The 13,486-nt window shown below is 69.4% G+C and carries 17 protein-coding genes; 12 read left to right on the top strand and 5 right to left on the bottom strand.

The window, feature by feature from the left end; all coding sequences use genetic code 11:
• Nucleotides 1-300 precede the first annotated feature (300 nt).
• From QZX79_RS05190 to QZX79_RS05170, 5 genes are all read left to right on the top strand, one after another.
• Nucleotides 301-1,653, top strand: coding sequence for a hemolysin family protein (locus QZX79_RS05190; RefSeq protein ID WP_294565579.1), 1,353 nt, complete (start codon nt 301-303; stop codon nt 1,651-1,653).
• Nucleotides 1,650-2,756 (top strand): hemolysin family protein, encoded by a 1,107-nt coding sequence (locus QZX79_RS05185; protein WP_294565575.1) that lies wholly within the window; start codon nt 1,650-1,652, stop codon nt 2,754-2,756. Before QZX79_RS05190 ends, QZX79_RS05185 begins: the two co-directional genes overlap by 4 nt.
• Nucleotides 2,757-2,882: 126 nt before the next feature.
• Entirely contained in the window at nt 2,883-3,836 is a 954-nt protein-coding gene (locus QZX79_RS05180; RefSeq protein WP_294565572.1) for a metal ABC transporter solute-binding protein, Zn/Mn family, read from the top strand.
• A 41-nt stretch (nt 3,837-3,877) separates the two neighbouring features.
• Nucleotides 3,878-4,666: a metal ABC transporter ATP-binding protein gene (locus QZX79_RS05175; RefSeq protein ID WP_294565581.1), complete on the top strand. Its 789-nt coding sequence runs from the start codon at nt 3,878-3,880 to the stop codon at nt 4,664-4,666.
• A gap of 2 nt (nt 4,667-4,668) precedes the next feature.
• On the top strand, nt 4,669-5,541 hold the full coding sequence (locus QZX79_RS05170) for a metal ABC transporter permease (protein WP_294565569.1): 873 nt from the start codon (nt 4,669-4,671) through the stop codon (nt 5,539-5,541).
• A 22-nt stretch (nt 5,542-5,563) separates the two neighbouring features.
• Here the strand turns inward: QZX79_RS05170 and QZX79_RS05165 are convergent, their stop codons facing one another.
• Nucleotides 5,564-5,998, bottom strand: a complete 435-nt coding sequence (locus tag QZX79_RS05165) for a Fur family transcriptional regulator (RefSeq protein ID WP_294565566.1) — start codon at nt 5,996-5,998, stop codon at nt 5,564-5,566.
• A gap of 77 nt (nt 5,999-6,075) precedes the next feature.
• Between QZX79_RS05165 and QZX79_RS05160 the strand changes: the two genes are divergently transcribed.
• The 3 genes from QZX79_RS05160 (at nt 6,076) to QZX79_RS05150 (ending at nt 7,618) form a co-directional block, all read left to right on the top strand.
• Nucleotides 6,076-6,735: an MBL fold metallo-hydrolase gene (locus QZX79_RS05160; protein WP_294565564.1), complete on the top strand. Its 660-nt coding sequence runs from the start codon at nt 6,076-6,078 to the stop codon at nt 6,733-6,735.
• Between the two features lie 122 nt (nt 6,736-6,857).
• Nucleotides 6,858-7,037, top strand: a complete 180-nt coding sequence (locus QZX79_RS05155; protein ID WP_120165170.1) for a DUF1508 domain-containing protein — start codon at nt 6,858-6,860, stop codon at nt 7,035-7,037.
• 146 nt (nt 7,038-7,183) lie between these two features.
• Nucleotides 7,184-7,618, top strand: coding sequence for a hypothetical protein (locus QZX79_RS05150; RefSeq protein WP_294565559.1), 435 nt, complete (start codon nt 7,184-7,186; stop codon nt 7,616-7,618).
• A gap of 41 nt (nt 7,619-7,659) precedes the next feature.
• Here QZX79_RS05150 and QZX79_RS05145 read toward each other — a convergent pair whose 3' ends face one another.
• Entirely contained in the window at nt 7,660-8,343 is a 684-nt protein-coding gene (locus tag QZX79_RS05145; RefSeq protein ID WP_294565556.1) for a response regulator transcription factor, read from the bottom strand.
• Nucleotides 8,344-8,571: 228 nt separating this feature from the next.
• Complete coding sequence (locus QZX79_RS05140) at nt 8,572-9,021, bottom strand: DUF4383 domain-containing protein (protein WP_133402015.1); 450 nt, start codon at nt 9,019-9,021, stop codon at nt 8,572-8,574.
• Nucleotides 9,022-9,189: 168 nt separating this feature from the next.
• Here QZX79_RS05140 and QZX79_RS05135 point away from each other — a divergent pair, with 168 nt between their 5' ends.
• Nucleotides 9,190-9,453, top strand: coding sequence for a DUF6221 family protein (locus QZX79_RS05135; RefSeq protein ID WP_294565549.1), 264 nt, complete (start codon nt 9,190-9,192; stop codon nt 9,451-9,453).
• 39 nt (nt 9,454-9,492) lie between these two features.
• Here QZX79_RS05135 and QZX79_RS05130 read toward each other — a convergent pair whose 3' ends face one another.
• Nucleotides 9,493-10,575 carry a PLP-dependent cysteine synthase family protein gene (locus QZX79_RS05130; protein WP_294565546.1) on the bottom strand — a complete coding sequence of 361 codons (1,083 nt, stop codon included), beginning with the start codon at nt 10,573-10,575 and terminating at the stop codon, nt 9,493-9,495.
• Between the two features lie 103 nt (nt 10,576-10,678).
• Between QZX79_RS05130 and QZX79_RS05125 the strand changes: the two genes are divergently transcribed.
• The 3 genes from QZX79_RS05125 (at nt 10,679) to QZX79_RS05115 (ending at nt 12,442) form a co-directional block, all read left to right on the top strand.
• Nucleotides 10,679-11,512, top strand: coding sequence for a sulfurtransferase (locus tag QZX79_RS05125; RefSeq protein WP_294565543.1), 834 nt, complete (start codon nt 10,679-10,681; stop codon nt 11,510-11,512).
• A 164-nt stretch (nt 11,513-11,676) separates the two neighbouring features.
• Nucleotides 11,677-12,102, top strand: coding sequence for an HIT family protein (locus QZX79_RS05120; RefSeq protein ID WP_294565540.1), 426 nt, complete (start codon nt 11,677-11,679; stop codon nt 12,100-12,102).
• A gap of 40 nt (nt 12,103-12,142) precedes the next feature.
• On the top strand, nt 12,143-12,442 hold the full coding sequence (locus QZX79_RS05115) for a DUF503 domain-containing protein (protein ID WP_294565537.1): 300 nt from the start codon (nt 12,143-12,145) through the stop codon (nt 12,440-12,442).
• 32 nt (nt 12,443-12,474) lie between these two features.
• Here the strand turns inward: QZX79_RS05115 and QZX79_RS05110 are convergent.
• Nucleotides 12,475-13,486, bottom strand: a 1,012-nt coding sequence (locus tag QZX79_RS05110) for a DUF3418 domain-containing protein (protein WP_294565535.1), incomplete at its 5' end; no start/stop codon positions are given.

Below are 13,486 nucleotides of genomic sequence, written 5' to 3'. Positions count from 1 at the left end.
GGCCGAATTCCACGACCGCGCCCTGGTCGGCATCCAATCCGCCGCCGGCTACGAAGAAGGCCGCCCCCTCCAACAAAGCTGGTAACCGCACCGCCCCGGACGGGAATCCGTTTCCCGTCCGGGGGGCCTGGGGTAAACTGAAGCCCTTATGGACAGCTCCTCTAGGGGCCGGCCGACGAAGCAGCAGGCGTCACGGAACCGTGACCGCGCCCGCCGGGCTTCGTCCGAGGCCGGCAGACCCCGACTTAATGCCCATCACCCACTTTCTGCTGCCGTCCCCGGCCGGGCGGTGAACCGTTCATGGAGTGGATCTATCTAGCGGCGGGCCTCCTGCTGATCCTCGGCACCGGATTCTTCGTCGCCGTCGAATTCGCCCTCGTCGCCCTCGACCAGACCTCCGTTCAGCGGGCCGTCGAGCAGGGCGATAAGAAGGCCGTACCGCTGCTGCGCTGCCTCAAGTCGCTCTCCACCCAGCTCTCGAGCTGCCAGATCGGCATCACCCTGACCACGCTGCTCACCGGCTATGTCATGGAGCCATCGGTCGGGCGCCTGCTGGAAGGCCCGCTGGCCGCACTCGGGCTGTCCGAGGGCATGGCGTCCTCGGCGTCGCTGATCATCGCGATCGCCCTGGCCACGCTGCTCTCCATGCTGCTGGGCGAACTGGTGCCCAAGAACATGTCGATTGCCCTGCCCTTCAAGATCGGCCGCGCCCTGGCACGGCCGCAGCTGATGGTCACGGCGGTCTTCCGGCCGGCCATCTTCGTGCTCAACGGGTTCTCCAACCGCGTGCTGAACATCTTCGGGCTCGAGGCCAAGGAGGAGATTTCCGGTGCGCGTTCGCCGGCCGAACTCTCCTCGCTGGTGCGCCGGTCGGCCCAGCTGGGCACGCTCGACCAGGGCACGGCGAACTTCCTTGCCCGAACCTTCAGCTTTTCCGACCGGACGGCGGCCGATGTGATGACCCCGCGCATCCGGATGGAAACCATCGATTCGGAGCAGACCGTCGCCGACGTGGTCGAGGCGGCCCGGCGCACCGGGTACTCCCGGTTCCCCCTGATCGGGGAGTCGGCCGACGACATCCGCGGCGTCGTCCACGTCAAGAAGGCCGTCGCGGTGCCGCGAGACCGCCGGGCGTCCCTGCCCGCGGGCACCATCATGACCGATGTCCTGCGGGTCCCCGAGACCGTCCACCTTGACTCCCTGCTGCGCGAGCTGCGCGACGCGAACCTGCAGCTGGCCGTGGTGCTTGATGAGTACGGCGGAACCGCGGGGGTTGCGACGCTTGAGGACCTCGTCGAGGAGATCGTCGGCGAGGTCGCGGACGAGCACGACAAGCTCAAGCCCGGGGTGCTGCAGAGCGCCTCCGGCACCTGGTACTTCCCGGGAATGCTTCGCCCCGATGAGGTCACCGAGCAGATTCCTCTGCTCACCGTGCCCGACGATGCGGGCTATGAAACTGTTGGAGGCTTCATAATGGCCGAACTCGGCCGGATCGCCGCCGTGGGGGACACCGTCCCGGTCTCCGGCGGCACCCTTGAGGTGGAGCGGATGGACGGGCGCCGGATCGACCGCGTCCGCTTCCTGCCCGGCCCGCCCGGGGAGCAGGCGGCCCGCACCGGTGCCCACGCCATGGGCGAGGGGGGCCTCCGATGAGCGACTGGGCCGGAATTGCCTGGCTGGTGGTGCTGCTGATCGGCAATGCGTTCTTCGTGGGCGCCGAATTCGCCATCATGTCCGCGCGGCGGAGCCAGATCGAGCCGCGTGCCGAGGCGGGGTCCAAACGTGCCCAGACCACGCTGTGGGCCATGGAGCACGTCTCACTCATGCTCGCCTGCGCGCAGCTGGGCATCACCGTGTGTTCGCTGCTCATCCTCCAGGTCGCCGAACCCGCGATCCACCACCTCTTCGTGGTGCCGCTGGAAGCGCTGGGGATTCCCGAAAGTGTGGCCGACGGCGCCGCCTTCGGCATCGCCCTGCTGATCGTGACCTTCCTCCACGTCACCTTCGGCGAGATGGTGCCGAAGAACATCTCGGTCTCCGCGGCCGACCGGGCGGCGCTGATCCTTGCGCCGCCGCTGGTGATGATTGCCCGCATCGTGCATCCGGTGATCTCGTCGCTGAACTGGCTGGCGAACCAGATCCTGCGCGCCTTGAAGGTCGAGCCGAAGGACGAGGTCACCTCCTCGTACACGCTCGAGGAGGTGCAGTCGATGGTTGAGGAGTCGACCAAGCACGGCCTCGTCGACGACGATTCCGGCCTGATCACCAGCGCCCTCGAGTTCTCCGGCCAGACCGCCGAGACGACGATGGTGCCCCTGGCTGACCTCGTCACCCTCCGCACCGACGCCACGCCGGAGGAGTTCGAGCGGGCCGTCGGGCGCACCGGCTTTTCGCGGTTCGCCCTGGTTGACGAGAAGGACAATCTCACCGGATACCTGCACCTGAAGGACATCATGTCCATTCCGCAGGCGCTCTACCAGAGGCCGATCACGGAGAACAAGGTCCGGGCCCTGGCCAACCTCAGTCTCTCCGACGAGATCGAGGACGGCCTCGCGGTGATGCAGAAGACCGGCTCCCACCTCGCGCGGGTGCTCGGCCCAGGCGGGGAGACCAGAGGCGTCCTCTTCCTCGAAGACGTGATCGAACAGCTCGTTGGGGAGATCCGGGACGCCACCCAGAACCAGGGTGCACGCCGGCTCGGCGAGGCGATGACGGAGCACAGCGGCAACCCGCTGCAGGAGGGGCGGCTGCCGTAGGGCGGGTGTGCGGCGATCTAGGCTAGACTTGATCCGCTAACGTAAACAATTCTCATTAGAGTGGATCGAGGCAGTATGTTCCGCGCACCTCTGCGCCGCACGGCGTCACTGGCAGGACTCGCCGTAATGGCACTGACGGCTTCGGCCTGTGGAGGGAACGCCGGCGCGGGGAACGCCGCGGACACCGGGTCCCAGCCGCTTCAGGTGGTCACCGCTACCAATGTGTACGGGAGCATCGTCGAAGCGATCGGCGGGGACCGGGTGGAGGTCACCCCGATCGTCGACAGCCTGAGCCAGGACCCGCACTCCTACGAGGCGACGGTCCAGGACAAGCTTGCGGTCTCGAAGGCCGACCTGCTGGTGGAGAACGGCGGAGGGTACGACGCTTTCCTGCACCGCCTCGCCGACGAGACGGGCCTCGACCATGACCGGGTGGTGACCGCCGTCGGCGTCTCGGGTCTCGAGGGCGCACCGGCGGAGGGCGAGCATGCTGGAGAGGACGAGCATGCCGAGGAGCCGCACGCCGAGGGCGAGGAGGACGACGGGCACGGACACGGACACGGCTCGTTCAACGAGCACGTCTGGTACAGCCCGGCGGCGATGAAGGCCCTCGCCGGTGCCATTGGTGAGAAGCTCGGCTCCCTCGATGAGGCCAATGCCGCCGACTACGAGGAGCGGACGGAGCGCTTGCAAAACTCCCTCACGGAGATCGAGGACCGTCTCGCGGCAGCGGGCGGGGGCGATTTCGCGGCCACCGAGCCCGTCCCGGTCTACCTCCTGGAGGCGGCCGGGCTCACCGACGCCACGGTGCCCGAGTACACCGAGGCGGTCGAGGAGGGCAACGACGTGCCCGTGGGGGTGCTCAACGAGATGCGGGAACTGCTTGCCTCGGGGAGCGTCGAATTCCTCGCCTACAACGAACAGACCGAAGGGCCGCAGACCCAGTCAGTGCGTTCGGCCGCGGAGCAGGCCGGCGTGCCGGTGGTGGACTTCACCGAGACGCTGCCGGAGGGACAGGACTACCTGGCCTGGATGGAGGCCAATGCAGAGTCGGTCCTTGAGGCGCTGAACGCCGGGTGAGTGCCGAAGCAGGCCCTGGAGGGCCGGGACGCACACCGGTGGTGAGCCTGCGCAACGCCGGGCTCTCCTTCGGTGAGCGTGTGCTGTGGGAGGGCCTTGACCTCGACATCCACCCGGGCGAGTTCTTCGCTGTGCTGGGCCCGAACGGCTCCGGCAAGACAAGCTTCCTCAAGGTGCTCCTGGGGCTCCAAGCCCTCGGCTCCGGCACCGCCACCATCAATGGCGGACCGCTGCAGCGCGGCAACCGCGGCATCGGCTACATCCCCCAGCAGCGCCCGTTCGCCCCTGACACGCCGCTGCGGGCACGGGACCTCGTGGGCCTGGGCGTGGACGGCCACCGCTGGGGGGTCCGCCTCGGGGGCCGCGGACACCGGGACACGGTCGACGCGCTGCTCGCCGAGGTCGGCTCCTCCTCCTACGCCGACGCCCCCGTCGGGAGGCTGTCGGGCGGGGAACAGCAGCGCCTGCGTGTGGCCCAGGCGCTGGCCACCGAGCCGCGCGTCCTGCTGTGCGACGAACCGCTGCTCTCCCTCGACCTGCACCACCAGCAGGCGGTCAGCGGGCTGATCAACCGCCAGTGCCACGAGAAGAACAGCGCCGTCGTCTTCGTCACCCACGAGATCAACCCCATCATCGACTACGTCGACCGCGTGCTCTACCTCGCCGGCGGCCGGTTTCGAGTCGGGGCGCCGGAGGAAGTGATGACCAGCGAGGTGCTCTCCGACCTCTATGGCAGCCCCGTGGAGGTGCTCCACCACGAGGGGCGGATCATCGTGGTCGGGCTGCCGGGCACCGCGGCCCACCACCACCATCCCGCGGGAGAGGTCTGACCATGGATTTCCAGTCGTTCATGGAGGCGGCCTTCAACTTCGACAACTATTCCGAACTGCTGCCGCTGGTGCGCAACTCGATCTGGGCCGGCGCCGTGCTGGGCCTGCTCGGCGGGCTGATCGGGACTTTCGTGATGATGCGGGACCTCGCCTTCGCCGTCCACGGCATCGCCGAGCTCTCCTTCGCGGGGGCGGCCTTCGCGCTCCTGGTCGGGGCGAACGTCGTCCTCGGCTCGCTGGTGGGTTCCGTGCTCGCGGCCCTCGTGCTCGGGGTGATGGGGATCCGGGCCCGGGACCGGAACTCGATCATCGGCGTCGTCATGCCCTTCGGGCTGGGGCTCGGCATCCTGTTCCTCGCCCTGTACGAGGGGCGGGCGGCGAACAAGTTCGGCCTGCTCACCGGGCAGATTGTCTCCGTAGACAACGTGCAGCTGAACCTGCTCGCGGGCTGCGCCGTCGTGGTGATGGCCGCACTTGCTTTGATCTGGCGTCCGCTGACCTTCGCCAGCGCCGACCCGGACCTGGCCGAGGCCCGCGGCGTGCCGGTGCGGGCCCTGTCGATCCTGTTCATGGTGCTGCTGGGCGTTTCGGTCGCGCTGTCCATTCAGGTGGTGGGTGCGCTGCTGGTGCTGGCGCTGCTGATCACCCCGGCCGCGGCGGCACTGAAGGTCACCTCAACGCCGCTGTTCGTAGTGCTCCTGAGCATCGCGTTCGCCTGCGTGTCGGTGGTCGGCGGGATCCTGCTGGCCCTCGGCGGGCGCATCCCGATCAGCCCCTACGTGACGACGATTTCCTTCGCCATCTACCTCGGGTGCCGGATCCTGGGCAACCGGAGGAGCAGCGCCCGGCCGGCGCGCGTCCGCACGGCCGCCTGACCCCGGCCCCGGGTGTTCGAGGTCAGTGCATCGCCTTCGCCGCGGTGCACTCGGGGCACAGCCCGAAGATCTCGACGGTGTGGGCCGCCTCGGTGAATCCGTGCGCGGCCGCCGTCCGCACCGCCCACTGCTCGACCGCAGGGGCCTCGACCTCCACGGTGCGCCCGCAGTTCCGGCACAGCAGGTGGTGGTGGTGATGCTCGACGGCGCACCGGCGGTAGACGACCTCGCCGTCGCCCCGGCGCAGGACATCCACCAGGCCGTCGTCGGCCATCGACTGGAGGACCCGGTAGACCGTGGGGAGGGAAACCGAGTCTCCCCGGGTGCCCAGGAGCCGGTGGAGTTCCTGGGTGCTCACGAAGTCCTCGAGCTCGTCGAGGGCGGCACTGACGGCCAGCCGCTGACGGGTGACCCGCTGTTCGGAGCCCTTGCGCGGGTGCTCCACTTCGGATCGCATGGTGTGCCCTTTCGGCGGAGGATAGGAAGGAACCAGCATTAAGATTATCAGCAGGTGCTGGAGGTATCCTGTGCGCTATGAAGCTCACCAAGTACACCCACGCCTGCGTCCGGCTCGAACAGGACGGATCGGCCCTCGTGATCGACCCGGGCGGCTTCTCCGAGGTCGAGGAGGCCCTCCGGGGAGCATCGGCGGTGCTGATCACCCATGAACACCCCGACCACCTCGACGTCGAGCGGGTCGCGGAGGCAATGGCCGCCGACCCGGGCCTGCAGCTGTGGGCCCCGGCAGCGGCGGCAGCCGCCTTGAGCGAGCGGCTGGGAGGCGGCGCCGCGGACCGGGTGCACGTCAGCGAGCCTGCCATCCAGTTCACCGCAGGGGGATTCGACGTTCGGACCTTCGGCGGCCAGCATGCGCTGATCCATCCGCACGTGCCCATGATCGCCAACGTCGGCTACCTCATCAACGACAACGTGTACCATCCGGGGGATTCCTTCATTGTGCCCGACGCCGTTGAGGTTCGGACCCTGCTGGTCCCGGTCCACGCGCCGTGGTCGAAGACCGCCGAGGTGATCGACTTCATCGCCTCCGTCCGTGCGGCCAAGGCGTACCCCATCCACGACTCGCTGCTCACCGACGGCGGGATTGGCCTGGTCGAGTCCCTTCTGGGCCGGTTCGGGGGGTCCGCCGGATCGCGCTACGAGCACCTGTCGCCCGGCCAGACCACCGAGGTGTAGGCGGCCCGGACAGCGCCGCCCCGGCCGGTCAAGCAGGAATTGCGGGCGGGCCGGGCCTTCCTTCCGGTGCGGGCCGCGGTTAGCCTCGGGGGACAACGGCAGCTGCGACGCAAGGGGGCGTGATGGCAGGCAGATTCGAAATCTTCCGCGACGACCAGGAACGGTTCCGCTTCCGGCTCACCGGTGAGGACGGGTCGACCCTCATCACCAGTGAGCCCTATGAGGACAAGGAGACGACGGTCGACGGAATCAACGGACTCCGGGACTGCGCGTCGATGGCCCTGGTCGCCGATCTGACCTGACCCGCCCGCTCCGCAGCCCCTCGCGGCGGAGCGGAAGCGGGCCGGTAGAGGCGAATTAGGGCCTTTCGCCCCTGTAGTTCCGGGCGGTGCGCAGACGAACCTTAGAAAGGATCGTTGCGTACGCACGAACCGGAAGAGGAACTGCAATGGCACAAACGACTCCGCCCGGTGGACGGATCGGCCGGGAAGCAGGGTTTTCCCGGCCCGCCCTTGAGGGGAGCCCGGCGGTACATGCACGGCGGCGGGCGATGGAGAACCACCCATCGAGCATCGGGGCGCGCAAGCTGAGGATCCTTGTACGCCTGGATCCGGAACTCGCGTCGGCGCGCATCTGCGTCCGGGGCGTTCTGACCCCGGCAAACCTGTATGCGCTCTACTGCATTGCCCGGCGCACCAACGGCCTGCAGCCCGGAATGCCCATCACTGTCGACCTCACCGGGGCCCAGGCCCAGGCCGACGCGCTCCAGGCGCTGCATGTGAGCGCCGCGGAACGGCGCCTTCCGGCCACCGTCGATCCGACCGGCGCCCCCTGCTGGCTCAGCGTGCTGGAGCCGGCTCCCGGGACCGGCAGCCGACCGTAATCCAGGCACCTCCGCCCCGCGCCGTGCGGGGAGAGCCGCCGTCAGTCCTCGGGCCAGCCGCGCGCGGTTGCGATGAAGACGGCGGCCTGGGTCCGGCGCTGGAACCCGAGTTTGGCCAGCAGCGAGGACACATAGTTCTTCACGGTCTTCTCCGCGAGGAACATCGTCTGCCCGATTTCCTTATTGGTCAGCCCCTCGCCGATGTAGTGGAGCACCTTACGTTCCTGCGCCGTCAGGGCATCGAACCGGGGGTCCTCGCCCTCCGACTCGGCGAGTCCGGCGGAGATTTTTTCCTTGACCTCCGCGTTGAACAGCGATTCTCCGAGGGCGGCCCGGCGCACCTTCTGCACCAGATCCGTACCCAGGACCTCCTTGAGGATGTACCCGGCGGCACCGGCCAGGACCGCTCCGCGCAGGGCCTGTTCGTCGTCGTAACTGGTGAGGATGACGCAGCGCAGGCTTTCGTCAACGGAGCGGACGTTGCGGCACACTTCGATGCCGGTGCCGTCGGGCAGCCGGGCGTCGAGGATGGCGACGTCGGGGTTCAGGGCGGGGATCCGGCGGGCGGCCTCCTCGGCGGACCCCGACTCGCCCAGGACGGCGAATCCCTCGCCCTCAAGCAGGTCGCGCAGGCCGCGCCGCACCAGCTCGTGGTCGTCGAGGATGAACACCGTGGTGGCTCCGGTCGGCTCCGGCTGCGGGTCGCCCGGTTCGTGGCGGTTCATCGCGCCTCCTCATCCAGCATCGGATTCCCGGCACATCCGAGATTCCGGACGCTGCCGTGCTCCCCATGATCCACCCGGACGGGCCCTTGCGGCAGGGCCAAAAGTCCGCAGGGCCCTTGGGGCGGACGGCGGTCCAGGGCCGGGTGGCGGTCCAGGGGCGGCCGGCGGTTAACGCACAGCGGCCGGGTACCGGATGCAGACCCCGGTCCCCGGCCGCTGCGGGTTTCCTCAGACGCGGGCGGTGTGCTTCTTGCCCAGCACCAGGGCAAGGGCGATCATGCCGACGCCGAGGAGCAGGTGCAGCCAGTTATCGGCCGCATTCAGCGGCACGAAGTTGCCCGCCGACTCCTGGTCGATCACGAGGCCGTAGATCCAGAGCACGAGGTAGATGATGCCGCCGACGAGCAGGTAGGACCGGGCACCCGACGCGCTGCGGGCGAGCATAATGCCGGCGACGCCGAACAGCAGGTGGACGACGTTATGCAGCACGGAAACCTGGAACAGGCCCAGCAGCAGCGCGCCGGAGTGGTGCCCGGCGAAGGCGAGCTGGTCGTACTGAGCGGTGATCCCCGGAACGAAGCCGAGGAGCCCGACGAGAAGGAAGACGGCGCCGACGGCCAGGGCCGCCTTCTGGACCGCGGTCCTCGAGGTAGTGCGCGAGTGCTGTGATGTTGTCATGACTTCTCCTGAAGTGGTGCGGAATGGGAACTTGTGGTTTCCACCGCTTATTCGCACTCGTACGGGCTCCGGATGGGAACGTGATGAAATCTTCAGCGGACCGTTGTACGACCGTTACCGCACCGGTTCGGGGAGACGCACGGGCGGAGGGTCTGTAGGGTCGGAGGCATGAGCGACCTCATCGAGTTCCTCCTGGCGCGCATTGAGGAGGACGAAGAGAACGTCCACTCCTGGTGGCACCAGCAGTCGGTCGCGGTGCTGGACCGGGCGCTCGCCGAATGCGAGGCCAAGCGCCGGATGGTGACCCACTACTGCAGCATCGACTGGACCGGGAACCAGCCGGACGGACGGGACGACGCCGTCGTCTTTATGCGGCTGCTGGCACTGCCGTATGCCGGGCACCCCGGCTACCGCAGGGAATGGCGCCCCTAGGACGGGGCGGGGAGTCCGCCCTGCCCGTGCAGGCAGCCCTCATTCCGTCCAGCGGCCGGTGGCGAAGAACTCCTCAAGGACCGCCTCAAACGGTTCCGGGTCCAGCCCCCGGCCCTTCAGCCAGGCGTCGTCCTCGTAGGACCCGGCATATCGATCCCCGGAATCGCACATCAGCGACACGATGCTCCCGGCCCGCCCCTCGGCCCGCAGAGCCGCGGCGAGCTGCCATACCCCCCACAGGTTCGTCCCCGTCGACGGCCCGGCGTGCAGCCCGGTGAGGCGCCTGAGGTGCCGCGCGGCCGCCACGGAGGCCGAGTCGGGCACCTGGATCATCGCATCGATGACCCCGGGAACGAAGCTCGGCTCCTGCCGCGGCCGTCCAATGCCTTCGATCCGCGACGCCCGGCCGGTCGCCGGCGCCGACGGGTCCGCCCAGGCGGGAAAAAACGCCGAGCTTTCGGGGTCGACCACGGCAAGCCGCGTCGAGTGGCAGTAGTAGCGCAGGTACCTGCCGATGGTCGCCGAGGTGCCGCCCGTGCCCGCGCCGACGACGATCCACTCCGGGATCGGGTGCTCCTCGAGGGCCAGCTGGCCGAAGATCGACTCGGCGATGTTGTTGTTTCCCCGCCAGTCCGTGGCGCGCTCGGCGTAGGTGAACTGGTCCAGGTAGTGGCCCCCGGTCTCGCGGGCGATCCGCTCGGCCTCGGCGTAGACCTGGCCGGCGTCGTCGACGAAGGAGCAGGTCCCGCCGTACTGCTGGATCAGGGAAATCTTTTCCGAACTCGTGGTGCGGGGCATCACCGCGATGAACGGCAGGCCGAGCAGCTGGGCGAAGTAGGCCTCCGAGACGGCGGTCGACCCGCTTGAGGCCTCAACGATAGTCGTCCCCTCGGTGATCCAGCCGTTGACCAGCCCGAAGAGGAACAGGGAGCGGGCCAGCCGGTGTTTCAGGCTCCCGGTGCGGTGCGTCGATTCGTCCTTCAGGTAGACCGAGACCTGCCATCCGGGCGGAAGGGGGACGGCGAAGAGGTGCGTGTCGGCGGACCGGCGGTTGTCGGCCTCGATCCGGCGGACAGCGTCTGCGGTCCAGGTGCGGCCGGCGGAGGCGCTGTAGGTGATCATTGGATCAGCCTACAAGCGCTACTGGTGTCGGCCCGGTGCCTGTGGTGGACTGACGTGCATCAGGACCGGCCCGGTGCCGGCTCAATTTTCTAAGGAGATCTTGATGAAGACTCTGATGGACGTGCAGACGCTGCGGGACCGGATGACCTCCGGGCTGCAGACCGTGCTGCTCGATGTCCGGTGGTCGCTGGGTGATCCCCACGGCCATGGGCATTACCGCTCATCGCACATCCCCGGGGCCATGTACGTGGATCTGGAGGAGCAGCTGTGCTCCCGCCCGGCTCCGGCCCTGGGACGGCATCCGCTCCCGGACCCGGAGGCGTTCCAGGAAACGGCCCGGCAGTGGGGCATCAACCGGCCCGACGACGTCGTCGTCGCCTACGACGACTCGGGCAACCTCGCCGCCGCACGCCTGTGGTGGCTGCTGCGGGATGCCGGGCTGCGCTCGGTCCACCTCCTCGACGGCGGGCTCACCGCCTGGCGCGCCGCAGGGTACGAACTCGAGGGCGGCGAGGAACAGCACTGCCTGGGCTCGGTCGAACTCGGCCGGGGCGCGATGCCCGTGATCGACCTCGACGGCGTGCGCCGCGGAGGGGAGGACCTGCTGCTGCTCGACGCTCGGGCCGCCGAGCGTTTCAGCGGCGAATACGAGCCCGTCGACTCCAAGGCCGGTCACATCCCCGGGGCACGCAGCGCGCCCACGACGGACAACCTCCGGGCCGACAAGACCTTCCGGCCGCCGGCGGAACTGCGGGAGCGGTTCACCCGCCTCGGAGCAGCGGGAGCCGGCAGCGTCGCCGTCTACTGCGGCTCCGGCATCACGGCCGCCCACGAGATCGCCGCCCTGGAGATCGCCGGCATCCCCGCCGCCCTCTACCCGGGCTCCTGGTCGCAGTGGTCCTCCCGGACCGACCTTCCGGTGGCCACGGGAGCCTAAGCCACAGGCCGGGGCGGGGACGGGCGCCGTCTCCGCCCCGGCTGGCAGGGACGGCGCCCAACAGGTAGCGTCGAGGCATGACCCCCGGACGTCCCTCGCCTCCGCCGCTGCGGGGAACCATCCCCCGCAGGGGAGCGGGGCGCGCCCCTGGCGAAGGAGAGCCTGTGAGCACTGTTTTTACCCGGATCATCCGCGGGGAAATCCCCGGCCGCTTCGTCTGGGCCGACGACGACGTCGTTGCGTTCCTCACCGCCGCCCCGATCACCCCCGGGCACACCCTCGTGGTCCCGCGCCGGGAGGTTCCGCACTGGCTCGAGGCCGACCCGGAGACGCTCTCCCGGGTGATGGCAGTGGCCCAGGCCATCGGCAAGGCCCAGGAGCAGGCGTTCGGCGCCAAGCGGGTGGGAGTACTGCTCGAAGGCTTCGAGGTGCCCCACCTCCACGTGCACGTCTGGCCGGCGCAGGGCCCTGAGGACTTCGACGTCCACGACGTCGACCGGAACCCCGACCCGGCCGCCCTCGATGCCGCCGCCGACTCCCTCCGCCAGGCGCTGCGCGCAGCCGGCCACACCGCCGTCCCTTCGGCCTGAGCCGGCGCCCCGGTCCGCGCCGCCGGTGGAAGGAGCTGACATGTGGATCGGCACCATCGAATTCGACCTGCTGCTCGGCGATGTCCATTCGCTCAAGGGCAAACGCTCGGTGGTCCGCCCGCTGGTGGCCGACCTGCGGCGCAGGTTCGATGTCGCCGCCGCTGAGGTCGAAAGCCTCGACCTGCACCGCCGCGCCGGGATCGGTGCCTCCGTGGTGGCGGCCGACCGGCGGCACGCCGTCGAGGTGCTCGACGCCGTTGAGCGTTTCGTCGCGGCCCGCCCCGAACTGGACCTGCTCAGCGCCCGCCGCCGGCTGCTGAGCTCGGAAGACCTCGGCTGAACCCGCCTGGAGGTTCCGGCCGCCGGGTACCCTCAGGCGGCGAGTGCCTCGCCGAGGGCGGCCCGGATGCGCTTCTCGGAGACGCTGTAGGCAGTGCCCAGCTCCTGGGCGAACAGGCTGATCCGCAGTTCCTCAAGCATCCAGCGCACCCGCTGCAGGTCCGGCGCGCTCTTCCGCGCGCCGGCCGCCAGCGCCGCCACGGCGTCGTCGTACTCGTCCTCAAGGCGCTGCACGACGGCGGTGCCCGCATTGTCGCGGGCGACGTTGGTTGCGAGCTTCTCGAGGCGCATCTCAATGCCCCGGAGGTAGCGCGGGAGGTGGCTGAGCTGGGAGTAGCCGGTCTTCGCGACGAACCCCGGGTAGACGAGGTGTTCGAGCTGGCTGCGGATGTCGTTGAGCGCGGTGATCATCGCCAGGCTCGTGGTGCCCTTGAGCTGCTTGGAGATCCTGCGGTGGCTTGAGAGGATCTTCTCCACCGTGGCCGTCACGGTGAACACCGTGTCGATCAGCTCCGCCCGCACGAGCTCGTAGAGGGCGTCGAACTCCTTCTGCGTCCAGGGCAGCTGCTCGGGGACCAGCTTGTCGATCGCGGCCAGCGAGCAGTCGGAGATGAGCGCCGCGACGGACCCGTGCGGGTTCTGGCTGAAGGTGAGCTTCTCGGTGTTGCTCAGGTGTTCAAGGACGTACTTCGCCGGGCTGGGCACGCGCAGGGACAGCAGCCGGATGACGCCGGCGCGCATGGCCCCGGCCTGCTCGGCCGGGCCCGGGAAGACCCGCAGCCCCACGGAGGTGGTTTCGTCGACGAGGGCGGGGTAACCGGTCACGAGGTGCCCGGCCACGGTGCGGGAGACCTCGCGCGGCACCGTCCCGAAGGTCCACGCCGTCGCCCCGGTCACTTCCGCAAGTCCCGGCGTGCCACCGGCCGACGGCGTACCGCGCCCGTCGGCGGCCGCGGACTGCGGCGCCGCGGTGGTGCCGCCGTCTGCGGCCGGTGCCCGGCCCCCGCGGCGGCCCTTGCCGCCGGCCGCTCCCGCGCCCTCCGGG

Origin of the sequence: uncultured Arthrobacter sp. (assembly GCF_902805515.1) — a bacterium.
Taxonomy (GTDB): domain Bacteria; phylum Actinomycetota; class Actinomycetes; order Actinomycetales; family Micrococcaceae; genus Arthrobacter_D.
Note: the sequence above shows the minus strand (reverse complement) of the source record. Positions and strands in the feature narration are given on the sequence as shown.

Bases quoted from the DNA above. Each gene is read 5' to 3' on its own strand.
- QZX79_RS05190 (WP_294565579.1), top strand. From the start codon at position 301: ATGGAGTGGATCTATCTAGCGGCGGGCCTCCTGCTGATCCTCGGCACC.
- QZX79_RS05185 (WP_294565575.1), top strand. From the start codon at position 1,650: ATGAGCGACTGGGCCGGAATTGCCTGGCTGGTGGTGCTGCTGATCGGC.
- QZX79_RS05180 (WP_294565572.1), top strand. From the start codon at position 2,883: ATGGCACTGACGGCTTCGGCCTGTGGAGGGAACGCCGGCGCGGGGAAC.
- QZX79_RS05170 (WP_294565569.1), top strand. From the start codon at position 4,669: ATGGATTTCCAGTCGTTCATGGAGGCGGCCTTCAACTTCGACAACTAT.
- QZX79_RS05165 (WP_294565566.1), bottom strand. From the start codon at position 5,998: ATGCGATCCGAAGTGGAGCACCCGCGCAAGGGCTCCGAACAGCGGGTC.
- QZX79_RS05160 (WP_294565564.1), top strand. From the start codon at position 6,076: ATGAAGCTCACCAAGTACACCCACGCCTGCGTCCGGCTCGAACAGGAC.
- QZX79_RS05155 (WP_120165170.1), top strand. From the start codon at position 6,858: ATGGCAGGCAGATTCGAAATCTTCCGCGACGACCAGGAACGGTTCCGC.
- QZX79_RS05150 (WP_294565559.1), top strand. From the start codon at position 7,184: ATGGCACAAACGACTCCGCCCGGTGGACGGATCGGCCGGGAAGCAGGG.
- QZX79_RS05145 (WP_294565556.1), bottom strand. From the start codon at position 8,343: ATGAACCGCCACGAACCGGGCGACCCGCAGCCGGAGCCGACCGGAGCC.
- QZX79_RS05140 (WP_133402015.1), bottom strand. From the start codon at position 9,021: ATGACAACATCACAGCACTCGCGCACTACCTCGAGGACCGCGGTCCAG.
- QZX79_RS05135 (WP_294565549.1), top strand. From the start codon at position 9,190: ATGAGCGACCTCATCGAGTTCCTCCTGGCGCGCATTGAGGAGGACGAA.
- QZX79_RS05130 (WP_294565546.1), bottom strand. From the start codon at position 10,575: ATGATCACCTACAGCGCCTCCGCCGGCCGCACCTGGACCGCAGACGCT.
- QZX79_RS05125 (WP_294565543.1), top strand. From the start codon at position 10,679: ATGAAGACTCTGATGGACGTGCAGACGCTGCGGGACCGGATGACCTCC.
- QZX79_RS05115 (WP_294565537.1), top strand. From the start codon at position 12,143: ATGTGGATCGGCACCATCGAATTCGACCTGCTGCTCGGCGATGTCCAT.